We start from the raw sequence: 14,131 nt of genomic DNA, 5'->3' as shown, positions 1-14,131 counted from the left end.
ATATTCAGCATTTCGATAAACTCTTTATGCACAAGGCATTTTTGCCCGTTTAATGACTTTCTGAATTTTGAAGTATCAATGCTTCTTTCTTCCAATTCTTTTGTTTGGATAATAATGTATTTCATATAAAATAATTATTAATGTTTAATGTTTAATGTTTAATGTTTAATGTTTAATGTTTAATGTTTAATGTTTAATGTTTAATTATTAATTCTTGTAACTACTAACTATTTACTCTTTAAATATTTTACTACTTTGTCTATTTCCGCCTGAGATAAAGTACGGTTGTAGATAATCAGGTCGTAAAGAGCCATTTTTGAGAATACGCTATAGCCCGTAAACACCCCCACATTTAATTTTGTATTTGTTAGCTGTAAAGACCCTTTTGTGATATTAATGCCATTGTACCGGTCGCTTGTTTGCCAGCTGATCAATTCGGGCATCACCGCTTTGCTAATCCCCGTTGTGCTTGAAGAGAAAGAGGTGCACCGCATATCTCTAACAGGGGATATTCGCCCCCACTCAAATATAGATATGTAGCCTCCCCAAGTTACCGTACCAAAGGCTTCTTCTATAGGGCTACCATAATACCGCCGTTTAGCTATAATAGTGTAATCGTCTACATCAGGCATTATACCGGAAAGCAAATAGTCGTCTATCCCGTCAAATACCAATGCTCCGGGATATTCGGGTATCTGTTCGATGGTAATAGGGGTTATTTCGTCGGCGGTGTGGCCTTCTTTTAAGGAGAAATTTGTATTTATCCGACAGTAAGTACCTCCTGTTGCTTCGGCCGACAGATTGAACTCATAAGTACCATCCTCCGTGATATTAAAAAAATCACCATCCGGAGTACGATAATATATAACTAAATTCAATACTGCATCCCTGTTGGCATCCAGTCCGGTAACCCTTGCTTTAAAGTTGATAGAGGTACGGCCGCCTATTTGGTAGGTATTGATGGCACCTGTTTTATAAGGACGGTATTTTAATAGGCTATCTGTTTTTTCGAGAAATTCTATGTAATCGGGACGCCCATTTCCAAACGTGTTGAAGTTTTCCAAATAACCATTGTATCCACTCATTTGACTAAAGGCAAAGCCATTGAGCGCAAGGTCGGTTCCGCTTCCGCTTAGGTCGGTTGCTCTATCTCTGTCAGCAGATTGATTATTCTTCCGTGAAAAATCACTCCAATGGATTAATCCTGATAAATCCGATGGTTTAAACCGCTTTTGCGATGCTATTACTCCGATTCTGCTCATAATGTCTCCTGTTGATATTCGTATATACCGATAACTGAAAAGTCTGTATCACTTACCCTGACGATGGCAATAGCCTGGTCTATGTCCGGAATAATAATAAAGGGGTGCTCACGGTTAAGGGTTAATCCTTCAGCCGTTTTTACAGTCACAATTCCTTCGGCATATTTCGTCAAATCAAATTTACCTCCTACGGGGATAGCATCAGTTAAGGTTATCTCACAGTCGCCCGAAGTATAAAGAGAAGCGTTATTCCATGAAGCCTCCGATGTTATTTCGACGGGTAAATCCGTGATGATTTTGCCTTTATAGGCTATCCGTTCTTTTCCATTAGGCGTGTCAACTGTTATGTCAGTACCAAATTCGGGGTCATCGTTAGTATTCAGATTTAAATGCACATGCTCTGAACCTACCTCTACTTGGTCAAATATATTTTGATATTCTATAGAAGTATCTTTAAACGTCCACGAAGAATCAGAAGATAAACCATCTTTTAGACTATTAGATTTTACGATTCTATCTTCTGAATCAAGGAAAGTAAAAGATGAATATTCCCAATCAGAAGCGTTATAGATAACCTGCGCACCATAAGAACCATCTGCTCCGTCTATAATAACAATTGCACCGTTTTTATCACAAAGTATATACGGACCACCTAATGGATTACCTACATCTTCATACTCTAATATTCCATCTGTTGTTGAAAAAGAAGGAATCTTGGAAGTATCAAAAGTAACAGTCAATCCTCTCAAGTTCATTCCTACTGTTATATCTTCTAAAGAAATTACNCCGCTAATCCTAATAATTCATATTCAGTAGAATCTTCATTTTTACCAAGAATCTTTGTTTTTTCCCTTAATTCGATATTATTATCTTGGTTGAATTTTACACTTTCTCCACTTAATGCCTCTATCTTTTTATAGTTATATTCACAATCTACGTCTGTTGTTTCGTCACTTTCATAAGTAGTAGCATCAACAAAATTTGGATTGTATGAAAAGTCAATGAAACTAACGATACTACCCTCAGGTAGAGTAAAAGAATCCATCATCCAATTAGTATACCCCTCATAATCTTCACAAAATCTAACAGGGCCATTTTCACTCATATGCTCTACAGCTGTGACTCTTGGTTCAGATACGTTTAAAGTTTGGGCCATTAAATTCGTTTCATTTTCAAACCTAAGCAGAATCCCACCCCAAGAATCCTCAATACCTGGAACATTTTTGGATTTATCGAACACTAAAGTTTTTCCCGACAAATCATCTCCTACTTTTATTTCAGATAAGTTGACAAATACAGGTTTCTTGTAAATGTCAGCTTTATTTTGTAGTGCTTCGTAATTGTCTTTTACATCTATTTTAATCTTAGAATCTTTATCTTCAAGAAAGGCATTTTCGAAAGTCCATTCTGAATTATAACCGAAAATATCCGCTACTCCAGTACGGTTATTGGTTACAATCACAGGAGCTTCACCAACAAAAGTAATTTTGTCATACATCCACTTATAATTCTTTAACAAAACAAGTGAATCACTGGCAGTAAAAGGAGTACAAACATCACCCTTACAGGCAATTACTGAGGTGTCTGGGTTGTCATAGATAACGAAGAATATGTTATTTTCTCCATCTTTATAAAACTGCATTCCAAATACATTACCTGCAAATACTTCACCAGGGTCAGAAATCATCGCGGTTAATGTAGGAACACTGGTTGTATCAAATATTAATGTCTTACCCGCGAGGTTATCTCCTACTTTTATTTCAGAGAAACTCACATATTTAGGAGTTTCATAGATATTGGCTTTATCATCCAGCACCTCTTTCAACGCCTCATTATCTTCGGGCTGTCCTTCTATATCAGCAAATTGCGTTGTTGAAGGAGACGACCCTCCTTTACGAAAAAGTACTTCTAACTTTTCTTCTGCGTTTTCGGCGGTAAGTTGCTCTCCATTAAGTAGGATTTCTTTACTGAAATCTTCCGAAGCTATTTCCTGAATACTTCCTGTCTCGTAAATGAAGAGTTTATTTGTGCTTATACCATAGCTCAAAGCACCTATTTGTTTGCAGTTGACAAAAGCACCATTTTTCACTATCTTAATAGACTTGTCGGTGGTTGTAATTTCTAACATAACGATTTCATTTTTAAAATTTATAAATAAGATTGGTTTTTTATATGTGCGGGAATTATCTTTTTGGAGAGCAGGAAGAAAAAGCCGGTATTGACACAATACAGCTTTAGGTATGCCGTAATGCTAACTTTGGGTAAAAACTACACCAGTCCGAAATGTGTTCTTTGTGATTTCTTACAAGATGCGCTTAGGTGTGACGGATTGTCCGCATCTATCAAAAATATAGTGAAAGCCAAGCCTGCTTGAGTTCTGCTAAGGCGTAACCTATATTATCCAAATATACAAAAAATATTCGTAAAAAACATATTTTTAAGTCTTTTTTTTCGCTGCCGGTGTTAGAGGGACAAGCCCCAACCTGATACCTGCTTACTATGAAAATATAAGGGCAACCGCATTAAAATATACTGATTTACTACTTCCTTCTTTGGTAGCCATAGCTAATCTTTCCGCCTCAGCTGGTGAGCGTTAAGAAATTTAGCGTAACGCAGCACTTTTCCCCTCTCCTCAAGGAGAGGGGGTAGGGGTGAGGTTGGAAAAAGTAAAAGCCTGTCCGGCTCGAGGACAAAAGAATAAAAATGAGGATACGGTAACTCTCCCTAAATCCCTCTCTCAAAGTGAGAGACTTGAAGACCGTAGAACGAAAGAACAATATCTGATGAATTTGGTGTTTAAAATGTAATATTGATGCGCTTACCCTATAAAAATATGGCTTTGCAAGAAAAAGTCGTATAAATTTTATCACCTCCCCACTAAACTTTCTCCCCGAAATACTTTCAAATCTGCATAATTTTTATTATATTTGAATAACTTAGCTGTAAGTTATCAGCTACGAGCTACAAGTTAATAGTTAGGCAGTACCTCTTTTACTCCTCATGACTTCATCCTAACTTCTTTTATTTCCCTATCTTCTTTAACTTCTTCTAATTCTTTTTTTATTATGACCGAGAAGAACGACCCTCTCAAACCCCTCACCATCAAGCAGGAACGATTTTGCCAATACTACATCGAAAGCGGCAATGCGTCCGAAGCCTACCGAAAGGCTTACAACTGCTCAGGGCTCAACCCCTCCTACGTGCGCAACAAAGCAAGCCAGTTGCTCAAACAACCGAATATAACACAGGCTGTAACACAACTACGGGGCGAATTACGCGACGATTCACGTTTCAGCCGTGAGCGCATACTGGACGAGCTTGAAGCCATGCTCGACGCCCGCATAACCGATTATCTGCATTTCGACGGAGATACGGTGACTGTGAAAAACCCCTCCGCTCTTACCGCCAAACAGCTACGGGCTATCGAAAGCGTAAAACAAAGCAAAAGCGGCACGGAGCTAAAGCTCTATGCCAAAACATGGGCTATAGAACGCCTCTGCAAAATGATGGGTTATGACACCCCCATCAAAAAAGAATCAGCCGGTATGGACAGCACTGAGCTTATACCAGCCACTTTCGACCTCTCGCGCCTCAGCACTACCGACCTCGAAACGTATCACGCCATTATAAACAAAGCAAGTGTACAAAACGACTAACAACAACCCCATTTCGCCCGTAGCCATCCGCACCGAGCTTTTCTCGCGCCGCTCGTTCGGTTTCATCGTTGAGCACAACGGCAGAAAACACTTTAAACAAGAAGAAGCCCTGCGTATACTTACCGACGGGGAACACACCGAGTTTCTTTACGGAGGAGCAGCCGGAGGAGCCAAGTCGTGGACAGGATGCACGTGGCTCGCTTTTATGTGCCTTACCTACCCCGGCACAAAATGGTTTATCGGACGTGAATCGCTCAAGCGACTGCGCGAATCCACCCTGCTCACATTTTTCAAAGTATGTGCGCACTACGGCATCAACCGCAATAAAGATTTCAGGTACAACGGGCAAGACCATTATATACAATTCGCCAACGGCTCACGCATTGATTTGCTTGACTTGCGATACTTGCCCAGCGACCCGCTTTACGAGCGTTACGGCTCTACCGAATACACCGGAGGATGGATAGAAGAGGGCGGCGAAGTAAATTTTGGAGCGTATGACACGCTGAAAACCCGCGTAGGGCGCCATCTGAACGACCGTTACGGCATCCTTCCCAAGCTATTCATATCCTGCAACCCAAAGAAAAACTGGATGTACGCCGCTTTTTACAAACCAGCTAAAGAAGGCGTATTGCCCCCGCATCGCATCTACCTGCCTTGCCTTGTACAGGAAAACCCGTTCATCGAAAGCAGCTACATCAGCCAGTTACAATCAGCCTCCGATAAGGTGAAAAAAGAACGCTTGCTACGTGGCAACTGGGAGTACGACGACAGTCCCAATGCACTATGTACTTACGATGCCATCGCGGCTATATTTACGAATGACCTTGCACACCGCACGGGTGTGAAATACATCACGGCCGACGTAGCACGTTTCGGGTCCGACAAGGCACGCATACTGGTGTGGGATGGCTATGTAGTGATAGAGCAACTATGCTTCGACATCTCGCGCACCACGCAGATACAAGAAGCCATAACAGCCCTGCGCCTGAAGCACAACGTACCCCGCTACCGCACCATAGCCGACGAAGACGGAGTAGGCGGCGGAGTGGTAGACAACTGCCGCATCACCGGATTCACCAACAACGCCCGACCCATAGGCGGCGAAAATTACCACAACCTGCAAACGCAATGCGGATACCGCCTTGCCGAACATATCAATGCAAGCCGCATAGCAATAGAAGCCCAAGTAAGCACAGAGGAAAGGGAAAACTTAATAACCGAACTGCAACAGCTACAGGCATGGGACACGGACTCGGACGGCAAGCTGAAGCTAAAACCCAAAGAGCAGATAAAAGCCGACATAGGACACTCGCCCGACTGGCGCGACGTACTGCTGATGCGGTGCTATTTCGACTTTGCCGATATGGAAATACCCCACTGCCTCGACAAAGGCTATTTTGGATTATAAGTTCAGGAGTCAGAAATCAGAAGTCAGCACATGATGACATTTTCAAACACGGAGACACGGGGTTAATTGTTAATTATTAATGTTTAATTATCATTCTTTTTAAACACGGAGACACCAAGACACGGGGACATTAATTATTAGTTATTAATGTTTAATTATCATTCTTTTTAAACACGGAGACACCAAGACACGGGGACATTAATTATTAGTTATTAATGTTTAATTATTATTTCCGTATAGCGGCCTCTGTCCTTTCGGATTTGCAATCCGAAAGCTATTATCTGCGGATTTAAAATCCGCTATTAGTATATCATCGGATTGCCGCTCGAACTTGTTCGCTTGGCTTGCCAAGAAATCCGATGAGACAGCGGCAACTTTATACTTTTCCCTTTCACCTTTTTCCTCATTCTGATTTCCGATTTTTTCTCCCCATTTACTAACCATAATTTTTATTTCAAAATGAAACTATTCAATTCATTTCTCAATCTCATCAGTCGTCCTGAGCGACGCAACCAGAATTTCGAAGAACTGCTTGAAGCAGGCAACATCAGTAAAATTATCAACAGCATGAGCAGTTGCGATGAGTGGGCAGACGAAGCCATACGCGAGTACAACCCTGCTTTGCACGCCATTATGAACCGCCGCGACAAGCTGGTGAAAGACAAGGACGGACGGGTACAACGCGTAGAAAAACGCTGGAAACTACCCATCCCTTACCAGTCGTATATCAACGAGATAGCCCTCGTATTCATGTACGGGCGTCCGGTGAAGTGGCTGCAGCAGTCGGACGATACCACCCAAGCCTTCCGCGCGTTTACCAACCTGATAAAGAGCACCCGCTTCGATTCCAAAATACGCCAGTGCAAACGTTTGGCAGGCTCGGAAACACAGAGCGCCATGCTTTTCCGTGTGTTTCGCAACGGCGAGGGTAAACCCGATTGCCAGATACGCGTGCTTGCCCGCAGCAAGGGCGACGATATACGTGTAAGCTGGGACCAGTACGATAATATCAACCACATCGGGTGGGGGTATTACCTCGTAGAAGGCAACAAAAACGTTTATCATTTCGATATTTTTACCCCGCACACCATATACCGATGCAAGAAAACGCCGTTGGGCTGGGACGTACAGCCGGAAGAAAACCTTGTGGGCAAAATTCCCGTTATCCTCTTTCAGCAGGAGAAAGAATGGCACGGTGTAGAAGCTATGATTGAACGTGAAGAATTTGTAGGCTCGCGCACTGCCGATACCAACGACTACTTTGCCGACCCTACGCTAGTGCTTGCCGCCGACGTTATCCGCAATATGCCCGATAAGAAAGAAGAGGCTAAGGTGCTTATAGCAAGCGGCGTGGACGATATTAAGAAAGCTGCCGGACTCGTTACGTGGGATAGCGAACCCGTATCGAAAGAAAACGAAATACGCTGGCTGCAAAACCACATATTATCCAAAACCTTCACGCCGAACATCGACTTCGACAATATGAAATCGCTCTCGAACGTATCGGGCAAAGCCCTGAAACAGATGATGGTGCTTGCCGACATCAAGGCGCAGAAGCGTAAGGAAACCCACGACGAACTGCTCGACCGCATCGGCTCACTATGCAAAGCCATTATAGGCAACGTGCTCGATGTAAGCCTCAAAGCCGAATGCGAACGCCTCGTGATAGGGCACGAATTTCAAGAGCCTTTTGGCGACGACATCACCGAAGCGATAAACAACATCGTAAAACTTTACTCCGACGGCCTTATGAGCCGCGAGACTGCCATCGAACTCAATCCCTACATCACCGACCCCACACAGGAGTTGAACAGGATAAATGTGGTAGGCCCCTCCAATTTTCCCCAAGAGGAAGCTCTAAGTTAGTATCGTCTGCTAACTTTACTTTCTCAGCACAAGTACGCTACGTTAAACTTGCACCAGTGTTTGACTTTGCTAAGAAATCCGATGAAATAAAGGTAATAATATAAACAAGACAAGAGAGGCTATGTTGCCTCTCTTGTCTTGTTTACAAAATAATTCTTAGTATTTAATTTTACCAATCATCGCTACTATTTATAGATTTTATGATACCATTAATGATAGCGTTCATATCATTTTCCATTTTTTCTTTTGCACTTTCCATTGTTACTTTCCCTTTTTTATTGAAAATACTCGCTCTATATGGCCCAGCTCCATCACTAAGGACTAAACTCCTTCCGTTACTGCTTCGTTCAAATGAAAAAAAGGGTAAATCAATTCTAATTCGATTCTCCTTAAACATTATTGAAAAACTGTAATTGTATTTAAATACATTTACATAAGTGTTGTTTCCCATTTTTCCTTCTCCAACCTCCGATTTTGCACTGATAGTTATCGTTTCATTATCTACAGTAGATAATACAAACAATGGAGTATTGTAAACAGTATTAAGAAATTTCAATGTAGATTTATACAACTTTTCTTGCGACTGATTTTCAAAGGTATAAACAAGAAACTCTTTAGTCGAATCTTCTGTGCTTTTAAATCCGTCAGGTGTCAATGTTAATTGAGCCTTAATATAAAAGGCTGAAATAAGGAATAAAACACCAATTAATAATGTTTTTTTCATGATAATGTTAACAATAAAGATTATATATAGTTATAAATAATACAGTCTGTAAAAAAATAGGAAACAGAGAACATTTCCAAGGCATCCCTATTTTGCTTTAAAATTAAGTGTTATACTTTTATTGGCACTTAAAAGATAAATCTGATAAGAAAACTCTTTTTTGTCAGTACTAACTTTTGCCGTAAAATTATTGAAACACTCATCACAAATACTTTGAACTTTAAGTTTCAAAGTGGGGTGATTATATTCGAAATAGCCTTTTCCGCTTTCATATAATCTGCCTGTTTCAGAGTCAACACGTTCTTCGAACGCTATTGTGCCGTCTTGGTTAAATTTATATGTTAAAAATAAATTTAACTCTTTTTTTTCAGCATACGAATAATTTTGATAATTAGCCACATAGGTGTGTCCTACGATAGTAGTAAAATCTTTTTCCGGCTCTTCTTTGCAGTTTGTAAATAAAATAGGGATAACAAGCAATGTAATTAGTAATACTTTTTTCATAATAATGCTTTTTTTAAATTATAATGTCATCAAAAATATATAAAATGGACTGAGGAAGCAAAAAGAGACTTCATGAGCACATAATTTTTTTAACAATTATTTTATAACTCCATTTGTCTGATTCCTAAAATCACAATTTAGTAAAAAAACAACAACAGACACTCCGACTAATAACACTTTGGCTTATACGCCAAAAATTGTAATAGTGAAATAAAAAAACTGCAACTTGAATATTTTAAAAATAAGTGATTTTTGTATTTTATTAATATTATCAATCTAACCCTCCATTATAAACGTTAAATAAATGACTTTTTAAATATATATTTGATTTTCATATTCTCTATATGATTTACATGTGATATATTTGCATTCTATACAAACCAAAAAGTAAAAATATGAAAAAGACATTACTTATTTTATTATTGCTTCTCCCTTCTTTATTTTTAAGTGCGCAAAAGAAAGGCTACGAAAAATCGATTGAGCTGGGTTATGCTATCGGCGTAGGTGAGTACAACAACAACACTATCAATCTGTCGATGATAAATGGCTATCGGTTCAGCGACTATCTTTACACTGGTGTTGGAGTGGGTATAGGTTACTCTAACGCGATAACCTACGTGAATAAGAACCGGTATGGAACTATTGACGAAACACGGGCTACAGCTCTTTTAGTACCTATTTTTGCACAAATAAAGGCAAACTTTACTAATGGGGATATATCGCCGTTTGTTTCGTTGAATGTGGGGTATACTATCGATTTAAACTCGTATCTGAAGCATGCTCCCGGCTTTATGTTGCAGCCAAATTTTGGTGTCGACTTTAAGCTGAATGAAAAAAGTTCCATTTATGCCTTAGTAGGATTCAATTTGCAGCACTTCGACTATGTATACACCTACAATCTAGGAACAAGTTCTTCTAACTGGGATGTAGAAAACCGGTCGGAAATGTTTAAAGCTATTGATATAAAGGTGGGGTTTAAGTTTTGAAAATAAAATAAGGAATTGATTTTTCCTTCTTACATTATTTATTATGGGCGTTTAACGGGTTCCTACCGCTAAACGCCTAATTTTTTCGTAGTCTGTCACACCGGATTTGCAACCCGGTGATTAATTAATAGCGGATTTAGAAATCCGAAAGGACGAAGGATTAAAAGCTGATTTAGGAAAGATAACAACTAAGCCGTAAATAGTCGAAAGCGGCACACATTTCCAAAGCACATCCAGACAAACGGCATTATCTTTGTTGTATTCTCAACATGTAAAACCCTTTAAAAGCTGATATCATGAAAAAAATTACCCTGCTCGCCCTCTTGTCATTGTTTTTTGTAAGTATGTATGCTGCTGAACCCGAACCCAAATCGGCAACCGAAGCACAGAGTACGCAACAAACTCAAGTACAAACCAAGAAATATGGTTATTGCCAGCTTATAGGGCAAACCACCTATTACTTCAAAAAGATTAAAACAAAGGTTAGCTTTGATTTCGGCGAAAACCAAAGTTTTTGGAGCCGCGAGCAATGGCTGAAAAACGAAAGCGTCAGAAATATAAATTTCAGCACTATGACAGACGCCATGAACCATATGCAGGATATGGGTTGGGAGCTTGTACAGGCTTACGCCGTAAGGGTAGAGGACGATTACACATACCACCATTGGGTATTACGCCTCGAACTGGAGTAATTAAAACAAAACTATACAATAAAACGGATGCGGCAGAGCATGACATCGAAAGTCATATTCTGCCGCATCCGTTTTTCTTTTTGAGTATCAGAATTTGTTTAAATTTAGCTCGCAAAATAAATTATGATGATTTATTGTAAAAAGGGGATTCAAAGATAATTGTATTATTTATGGTAAATTTAAACAGTTTCTTAATATATCCAAACGTAATACTTTAACCACCTCACGCCCCGAAAATTTCAATGGCTTTTTCGACCGACTCTACAAAGTTAATAAACTTCTGCCGGTTACTTTCCCTTATAAAATCGCGGAGGCTCTTACTCGCCACTTCCGAAAAATCGCCCACTATAGCCAGCTTCATCCGGTAAGTGGCAAACTTTTGCAGAATCTCTCCCGCCAGCCCTGTTTTCAGGTCGAAAAAACTGTCGTCAAACACCTCCTTGTCAATTATCATTCCAATACAATTCTGCCCATAGCAATCGCCAAAAAAGCCCATAACATCGGCCTGAGATTTTATTTTGCCTCTCAAAGCCTCTCCCGATATTTGCATTACGCTACGTTCCTCGTCCAGTTTATAAAACCGTATCATTTATTTCTTGTTTATGCATTCAATTATTAAAAAAGCCCTCGTTTTTTTCTGCAAACTTTTGTAAAGAAACGGGCGGTTTTCCTGTTATTTTGCTTACGTTTTCAGAGATATTAGGTTGCTTACCGAAACGGGGAAAAAAATGCAGCATAATCATTACCAATATCTGGGTCGTTGACGTACCCTGTTTCTTTTTATGATTCCAGAACTTAATCAGATTTACACTTTTGTACTTCAGAGCCGCACCTGTAGCGTTGTTTACAACGCTTACCGCTTCGGCAAACGACAGATTTTCGTTCCCGGTAATATCATAAGCACCATTTTTATACTGGTCGAAATTTGTCAGCACCGTAGCTGCCACTCTGCCGATATCTTCCACATCCACCCAGTTGAACAAGGCATTACCTGCCGGTAGCTTTACAGTTCCCTCTTTTACATCGGCAGCCAGCGTAGTGGTGAAATTCTGCATAAAATAAGACGGCCGCAGAAAAACGTAAGGCACCCCGCTTTCCACAATTATCTTCTCTATCTTGGCATGCGGTACGTAACTCATTTCATCAGCACCCTGAACCGACAAAAACACAATACCTTTTACCCCCTCTTTGGCTGCAACACTTATCAATGGACGGAAATACTTTTCAGCATCGGCAATCTGTGGCGGACGAAGCAGAAAAAGAAAATCCACACCCTCTAAAGCTGTAGAATAAGTGCCCGCATCGTCAAAATCAAACTTTCTTAAAGACACCGGAGGATAACCCTCAAAACACACACCACTTTTTTCCGGATTCCTTACACAGGCATACACAATAGCAGCTGTATTTATCTCCACCAAACTTTTAATAGTTTCAATACCCACATTTCCGGTTGCCCCTGTTACTAATATATTCATTTTTCGATTTAGCTTATACAGTTAATATTGCTGCAAATATAAAACATATCGACTGTAGTTTAAAACTTTATACTGTGCATTATTACTTGATACAAAAAAAGCATCTGAAGACATCAGATGCTTTTATATCGCTAAGTGATCCGGACGGGATTCGAACCCATGACCTACTGCTTAGAAGGCAGTTGCTCTATCCAACTGAGCTACCGGACCCCACTTTTATGCTTGTTTTTTTACAAAGCGAGGGCAAAAATACAGTATTTTTTGCAAAATCGCAAGCTTTTTGCGCTTAATCGCTCAAATGTTTAATTGACCAATCGTAAGCTAAACAGTTATGCAATTATATAGTTATACGAGTTCAACAAAATTAATATTCCTTAGCCATCTCTCCCCTCAGCACACGCAACCCGCTCAGGGCAAGCGCGCCCATCTCGTCTTCGCCCGGATACAGCACAAGCGGAGCCAGATTCCTCACATACCTCTCAATATAGCTTACCACAAACTTATTGTTGGCAATACCTCCCGTAAGGATAATAGCATCGGTGGTGGCGGCCAGCACCGCGTGCATCGCACCAATTTCTTTCACCACTGTGTACGCCATCGCTTCAAGAATAAGTTTAGCATGCCGGTCGCCCTCATTGGCCATACGCTCCACCACATGCGCCTCATTAGTGCCCAAGTGCGCCATCAATCCACCTTTACCGCAAAGCATCTTCTGAATTTCGGACTGCGTATATTTACCGCTGAAACACATCCGCATCAACGCGCCTGCATCCAGCGTACCCGCACGTTCGGGCGAGAAAGCACCATAGCCGTCGATAGCCTGATTTACATCCACCACCCTGCCACACTGGTGCGCAGCTACCGAAATACCACCTCCCAAATGGGCTATAACCAAGTTTAAATCCTCATATCTCTTACCATTATCGGCCGCATATTTGCGTGCAATGGCTTTATGGTTCAGTGCGTGGAAAACCGCCTGACGGGGTATTTCGGGCAATCCGCTTATACGTGCCACATCTTGCAGCTCGTCCACCACAATGGGGTCGGCAATAAACGCCCGGCATCCCGATATAGTTCCGGCAATCTCGCGGGCTATCATAGCACCCATATTGCTTGCATGCTCGCCCCCTATGGACGAACGCAGGTCGGCAATCATCCTGTCGTTCACCTCGTACACCCCCGACTCAATAGGACGAAGCAAGCCTCCGCGACCTACTACTGCCGAAATCTCCGACAGCGTTACGCCTTTTTCTTTCAGCGTGTCCAGAATCAGATTTTTACGAAATTCATATTGGTCGAAGATTTTCTCATACGGCTTCAGCTCTTCGGCCGAATGGCGGATAGTGTGTTGAAAAACAAGAGTTTCGTCCTCGTAATAGGCCAGTTTGGTAGAAGTAGAGCCCGGATTGACTGATATTATTTTGTACATATACAGGGTATTAAATTATTATGCAGCAAATATAAATGATTTATATGCTTTCCACAAAAAATCAGTCACTAAGAGGTTGTTTAAATTTTCCACAAAGAAGCTATTATAGTTTTGAATATATCTTTT

At 40.7% G+C, this 14,131-nt stretch carries 13 protein-coding genes and 1 tRNA gene; 5 read left to right on the top strand and 9 right to left on the bottom strand.

What is annotated here, in order from left to right:
* Nucleotides 1–227: 227 nt before the first annotated feature.
* Nucleotides 228–1,262 (bottom strand): hypothetical protein, encoded by a 1,035-nt coding sequence (locus D0T49_RS12300; protein ID WP_163632048.1) that lies wholly within the window; start codon nucleotides 1,260–1,262, stop codon nucleotides 228–230.
* Nucleotides 1,259–2,017 carry a hypothetical protein gene (locus D0T49_RS12295; RefSeq protein WP_163632045.1) on the bottom strand — a complete coding sequence of 253 codons (759 nt, stop codon included), beginning with the start codon at nucleotides 2,015–2,017 and terminating at the stop codon, nucleotides 1,259–1,261. Before D0T49_RS12295 ends, D0T49_RS12300 begins: the two co-directional genes overlap by 4 nt.
* A gap of 2,310 nt (nucleotides 2,018–4,327) precedes the next feature.
* Between D0T49_RS12295 and D0T49_RS12285 the strand changes: the two genes are divergently transcribed.
* Together D0T49_RS12285 and D0T49_RS12280 are read left to right on the top strand one after the other, a co-directional pair.
* Entirely contained in the window at nucleotides 4,328–4,918 is a 591-nt protein-coding gene (locus D0T49_RS12285) for a terminase small subunit (RefSeq protein WP_163632039.1), read from the top strand.
* The gene (locus tag D0T49_RS12280; protein ID WP_163632036.1) at nucleotides 4,902–6,329 is read left to right on the top strand and encodes a phage terminase large subunit; all 1,428 of its coding nucleotides are present in this window, start codon (nucleotides 4,902–4,904) and stop codon (nucleotides 6,327–6,329) included. Before D0T49_RS12285 ends, D0T49_RS12280 begins: the two co-directional genes overlap by 17 nt.
* 219 nt (nucleotides 6,330–6,548) lie before the next feature.
* On the opposite strand, the gene D0T49_RS12275 is transcribed toward D0T49_RS12280, so the two are convergent.
* A complete protein-coding gene (locus D0T49_RS12275) occupies nucleotides 6,549–6,773 on the bottom strand; it encodes a hypothetical protein (RefSeq protein ID WP_163632033.1) in 225 nt (74 codons plus the stop codon).
* A 15-nt stretch (nucleotides 6,774–6,788) separates the two neighbouring features.
* Here D0T49_RS12275 and D0T49_RS12270 point away from each other — a divergent pair, with 15 nt between their 5' ends.
* Nucleotides 6,789–8,195 (top strand): phage portal protein, encoded by a 1,407-nt coding sequence (locus D0T49_RS12270; protein WP_163632026.1) that lies wholly within the window; start codon nucleotides 6,789–6,791, stop codon nucleotides 8,193–8,195.
* Between the two features lie 169 nt (nucleotides 8,196–8,364).
* On the opposite strand, the gene D0T49_RS12265 is transcribed toward D0T49_RS12270, so the two are convergent.
* Both D0T49_RS12265 and D0T49_RS12260 read right to left on the bottom strand, forming a co-directional pair.
* Nucleotides 8,365–8,919 (bottom strand): hypothetical protein, encoded by a 555-nt coding sequence (locus D0T49_RS12265; RefSeq protein WP_163632023.1) that lies wholly within the window; start codon nucleotides 8,917–8,919, stop codon nucleotides 8,365–8,367.
* Nucleotides 8,920–9,006: 87 nt separating this feature from the next.
* Nucleotides 9,007–9,423: a hypothetical protein gene (locus D0T49_RS12260; RefSeq protein ID WP_163632019.1), complete on the bottom strand. Its 417-nt coding sequence runs from the start codon at nucleotides 9,421–9,423 to the stop codon at nucleotides 9,007–9,009.
* A gap of 395 nt (nucleotides 9,424–9,818) precedes the next feature.
* Between D0T49_RS12260 and D0T49_RS12255 the strand changes: the two genes are divergently transcribed.
* Both D0T49_RS12255 and D0T49_RS12250 read left to right on the top strand, forming a co-directional pair.
* A complete protein-coding gene (locus D0T49_RS12255) occupies nucleotides 9,819–10,409 on the top strand; it encodes a hypothetical protein (RefSeq protein WP_163632016.1) in 591 nt (196 codons plus the stop codon).
* Nucleotides 10,410–10,705: 296 nt separating this feature from the next.
* A complete protein-coding gene (locus D0T49_RS12250) occupies nucleotides 10,706–11,101 on the top strand; it encodes a hypothetical protein (protein WP_163632012.1) in 396 nt (131 codons plus the stop codon).
* Nucleotides 11,102–11,324: 223 nt separating this feature from the next.
* On the opposite strand, the gene D0T49_RS12245 is transcribed toward D0T49_RS12250, so the two are convergent.
* The 4 genes from D0T49_RS12245 to buk all read right to left on the bottom strand — a co-directional run bounded on the left by D0T49_RS12245 (nucleotide 11,325) and on the right by buk (nucleotide 14,005).
* Complete coding sequence (locus tag D0T49_RS12245) at nucleotides 11,325–11,690, bottom strand: DUF4180 domain-containing protein (RefSeq protein WP_239057072.1); 366 nt, start codon at nucleotides 11,688–11,690, stop codon at nucleotides 11,325–11,327.
* Nucleotides 11,691–11,709: 19 nt separating this feature from the next.
* On the bottom strand, nucleotides 11,710–12,576 hold the full coding sequence (locus D0T49_RS12240) for an NmrA family NAD(P)-binding protein (RefSeq protein ID WP_163632007.1): 867 nt from the start codon (nucleotides 12,574–12,576) through the stop codon (nucleotides 11,710–11,712).
* A 136-nt stretch (nucleotides 12,577–12,712) separates the two neighbouring features.
* Nucleotides 12,713–12,786 (bottom strand) — tRNA-Arg (locus tag D0T49_RS12235).
* A 154-nt stretch (nucleotides 12,787–12,940) separates the two neighbouring features.
* A complete protein-coding gene (buk, locus tag D0T49_RS12230; protein ID WP_203583480.1) occupies nucleotides 12,941–14,005 on the bottom strand; it encodes a butyrate kinase in 1,065 nt (354 codons plus the stop codon).
* Between the last annotated feature and the right edge of the window lie 126 nt (nucleotides 14,006–14,131).

This window comes from Paludibacter sp. 221 (assembly GCF_010501035.1).
Taxonomy (GTDB): Bacteria; Bacteroidota; Bacteroidia; order Bacteroidales; family Paludibacteraceae; genus QVMH01.
Note: the sequence above shows the minus strand (reverse complement) of the source record. Positions and strands in the feature narration are given on the sequence as shown.